4 protein-coding genes are annotated in these 3,747 nt (G+C 63.4%); all 4 read left to right on the top strand.

Translation table 11 applies throughout. The features are described from left to right. The coding region (locus EN935_RS26175) for a urate hydroxylase PuuD (RefSeq protein WP_127373762.1) at nucleotides 1-1,137 on the top strand (1,137 nt) is incomplete at its 5' end. Nucleotide 1,138: 1 nt separating this feature from the next. After that, nucleotides 1,139-2,455, top strand: a complete 1,317-nt coding sequence (gene guaD / locus EN935_RS26170; RefSeq protein ID WP_127264389.1) for a guanine deaminase — start codon at nucleotides 1,139-1,141, stop codon at nucleotides 2,453-2,455. Nucleotides 2,456-2,667: 212 nt separating this feature from the next. Beyond that, nucleotides 2,668-3,171, top strand: a complete 504-nt coding sequence (locus EN935_RS26165; protein ID WP_109665623.1) for a heme-degrading domain-containing protein — start codon at nucleotides 2,668-2,670, stop codon at nucleotides 3,169-3,171. Further along, nucleotides 3,168-3,747 (top strand): DUF4147 domain-containing protein (locus EN935_RS26160; protein ID WP_127373761.1); only part of this gene is annotated, 580 nt, incomplete at its 3' end. The genes EN935_RS26165 and EN935_RS26160, both read left to right, overlap by 4 nt.

Genomic DNA, 3,747 nt, shown 5'->3' with positions numbered 1-3,747 from the left:
GGCTCGTCCTTCTACTTCGTCGCGCTCGATCTCGGCCTGCGCCAGCGTCCGGGCATGCCTGTCGGCGCCTTCGGCGAGGAGTGGCAGGTGCATGGCGGCGGTTTCTACCACATCCAGAAATATCTGGCGGCGCCTGCCGAGATGCCGGAACACCTGACCTGGTTCAAATGGGAATCCTACGCCACCTGGCTGTCCGGCTTCGCCATGCTGTGCGTCGTCTATTATGCCGGAGCCGATCTGTTCCTGATCGATCCGAATGTGCTGCCCATGTCTGTGCCGGTCGGTATCCTGCTGTCGCTGGCAACGATCGGGGTCGGCTGGGTGGTCTATGATCTGCTGTGCCGCTCGCCGCTGGGCAAGAGCGATACCGGGCTGATGCTGGTGCTCTACTGCGTTCTGGTGTTCATCGCCTGGGGGCTGACGCACCTGTTCACCGGCCGCGCCGCCTTCCTGCATCTGGGCGCCATCACCGCGACGATCATGTCGGCCAATGTCTTCATGGTCATCATCCCCAACCAGAAGATCGTCGTCGCCGACCTCATCGCCGGCCGCAAGCCTGACCCGAAATACGGCAAGATCGCCAAGCAGCGTTCGCTCCACAACAACTATCTGACGCTACCGGTGCTGTTCCTGATGCTGTCGAATCACTATCCGCTGGCGTTCGGCACTGAGTTCAACTGGGTCATCGCCTCGCTGGTGTTTATCATCGGCGTGCTGATCCGGCACTATTTCAACTCCATCCATGCGCGCAAGGGCAATCCGACCTGGACCTGGATGGCAGCACTTGTCCTGTTCATCGTCATCATCTGGCTGTCGACCGCGCCGAAGGTGCTGACCGGCGAGCCCAGGGAATCGGCGGCGGCGCAAATCTATGTCGCTTCAGCGCATTTCCCGGCCGTGCGCGACACCGTGCTCGGCCGCTGCTCGATGTGCCATGCGGCGGAGCCGGTCTATGAGGGCATCTATCATGCGCCGAAGGGCGTGATGCTCGACACCGACGCTGATATCGCCAACCACGCCCGCGAGATCTATCTGCAGGCCGGCCGCAGCCACGCCATGCCGCCCGCCAACGTCTCGCAGATTACCGACAAGGAGCGGGCGCTGCTGGTGGCCTGGTTCGAAGGCGCGGGAAAATAGCATGACCTCCACGCTTCTGCGCGGCCGCACGCTGTCCTTTGTGCGTTGGCCCGAAACCATCGACGACCATTCCGCCTGGCGCTACGAGGAGGATGGCGGTCTGCTGATCCGCGACGGCAGGATCGTCGCCGCGGGCACCTATGCCGAAGTTGAAAAGCAGGCCGGCGAGGCCGTGAAAAAAATCGACCATCGGCCGCATTTGCTGCTGCCGGGCTTCATCGATGCGCATGTGCATTTTCCGCAGATGCAGGTCATCGCCTCCTATGGCGCCGAACTGCTCGACTGGCTGAACACTTACACTTTTCCGGAAGAGACCAAGTTCGCCAACGCCCAGCATGGCCGCCGCATTGCGCGGCTGTTCCTCGACGAGATGGTGCGCCATGGCACCACGACGGTTGCCGCCTACTGCTCGGTGCACAAGGCTTCGGCAGAAGCGTTCTTTGCCGAATCGCATGACCGCAACATGCTCAACATCGCCGGCAAGGTGATGATGGACCGCAATGCGCCGGACGGCGTGCTCGACACGCCGCAATCCAGCTATGACGACAGCAAGGCGCTGATCGTGCAATGGCATGGCAAGGGGCGGCAACTTTATGCCATCACGCCGCGCTTCGCCATCACCTCGTCGCCGGAGCAGATGGAGATGGCCGCAGCACTCTGCCGCGAGCATCCCGACCTGCACATGCAGACGCATCTGTCGGAAAACCACGCCGAGATCGCCTTCACGCGGGAGCTCTATCCGTGGTCGCGCGACTATACCGATGTCTACGAGCATTATGGGCTGTTAGGAAAGAAGAGCCTGTTCGGCCATTGCATCCATCTGTCGGAGCGTGAGGCTGATGCGCTTTCGGACTCAGGCTCGGTGGCGGTGTTCTGCCCGACTTCGAACCTGTTCCTCGGCTCCGGCCTGTTCGATTACCAACGCTTTCGCCGCCGCGACAAGGCGATCCGGATCGCCGCCGCCACCGATGTCGGCGGCGGCACCAATTATTCGATGCTGCGCACCATGGACGAGGGCTACAAGGTGATCGCGCTGAACGGCGAGAAGCTCAATCCGTTCCAGTCCTTCTGGCAACTGACACGCGGCAATGCCGAGGCGCTGTCGGTGGCGCAGAAGATCGGCACGCTGGATGAAGGCAGCGATGCCGACATCGTCGTGCTCGACGCCAGGGCGACGCCGGCGATGCGGCTCAGGATGGAAACGGTCGAGACGCTGGCGCAGGAATTGTTCCTGCTGCAGACGCTGGGCGACGACCGCGCCGTGCGCGAGGTCTATGTGGCGGGGCGGCCCGTCAAGGCTGACATGATAGCGGGATAAGCCCCCCTCACCCGGATTGCCAACCGAATTGCAAAGGGCAATCCGACCTCTCCCCGAGGGGAGAGGAGTTCGCCAGCGTTGACGCCAGCCTCTTCTCCCCCTCGGGGAGAAGGTGGCCGCGCAGCGGCCGGATGAGGGGGCCGCGGCGACGGGAGCTTGACCGGGCGGAGCTTGTCGTACAAACGACGTGTGACGATTTTCGGAGAGAGAAAATGGCCGTTGCTGACGACATCGCTCTGATCAAGAGACAGGAAGAAGTCCTGGTCTTCGCCGCCTTTGACGAGGCCGTTGCTTTCAGGATCGGTTCAGCCATCCGCGACCGCGCGCTCGCCGAGAACCTGCCTGTTATCGTCGATATCAGGACCTTCGACCGGCCGCTGTTCTATGCCGCGCTGCCGGGCTCGAACGCTTCCAATCCGGATTGGGCACGGCGCAAGATCAATGTCGTCAAGCGGTTCCTGAAAAGCACCTATCGCATGGTGCTGGAGCAGCAGCGCCCCGACCGCACCTTCAAGGTTGGCGAGGGTCTCGACATTTCAGACTATGTGCTGGCTGGCGGCGGCTTTCCGGTGACGGTCAAGGGCGCCGGCGTCATTGGTGTGATCGCCGTTTCCGGACTGCCGGAGCGCGAGGATCACGGCGTCGTGGTCGATGCGCTGTGCGATCATTTGGGCGTCGACAAGCGCGGCCTGGCATTGCCTCGGGAAGCCGAATGACCGTACTCGACCCCAAATCGTTCCTCACCTCCATTTTCAACGCGGCCGTCGCCGCTGCCGATCCGGAACGAACCATCCGGGATCATTTGCCGGCCAAACCCAAGGGCCGCACCATCGTCATTGGCGCCGGAAAAGGCTCGGCGCAGATGGCGGCGGCGTTCGAAAAGGCGTGGGACGGCCCCATCGAAGGGCTGGTCGTCACCCGCTACGGCTATGGCGCAACCTGCGAACGCATCGAGATCATTGAGGCGGCGCATCCGGTGCCGGACGCTGCCGGCCTGGAAGCCTCGCGTCGCCTGCTCGCCAAGGTCCAGGGGCTGACAGCGGACGATCTGGTCGTGGCGCTGATTTCGGGTGGCGGCTCGGCGCTCTTGCCGTCGCCGGCCGGCAGCCTGACGCTGGCCGACGAGATCGCCGTCAACGAGGCGCTGCTCGCCTCCGGCGCGCCGATCGCGGCGATGAACACCATCCGCAAGCACCTTTCCGCCATCAAGGGCGGCAGACTGGCGGCGGCCGCCTGGCCGGCCAAGGTGGTGTCGCTGGTCGTTTCCGACATTCCCGGCGACAATCCGGCGC

The organism is Mesorhizobium sp. M7D.F.Ca.US.004.03.1.1 (genome assembly GCF_003998635.1).
Lineage (GTDB): Bacteria > Pseudomonadota > Alphaproteobacteria > Rhizobiales > Rhizobiaceae > Mesorhizobium > Mesorhizobium loti.
This window is presented reverse-complemented; position numbering and strand designations above follow the sequence as displayed.

Bases quoted from the DNA above. Each gene is read 5' to 3' on its own strand.
- guaD (WP_127264389.1), top strand. From the start codon at position 1,139: ATGACCTCCACGCTTCTGCGCGGCCGCACGCTGTCCTTTGTGCGTTGG.
- EN935_RS26165 (WP_109665623.1), top strand. From the start codon at position 2,668: ATGGCCGTTGCTGACGACATCGCTCTGATCAAGAGACAGGAAGAAGTC.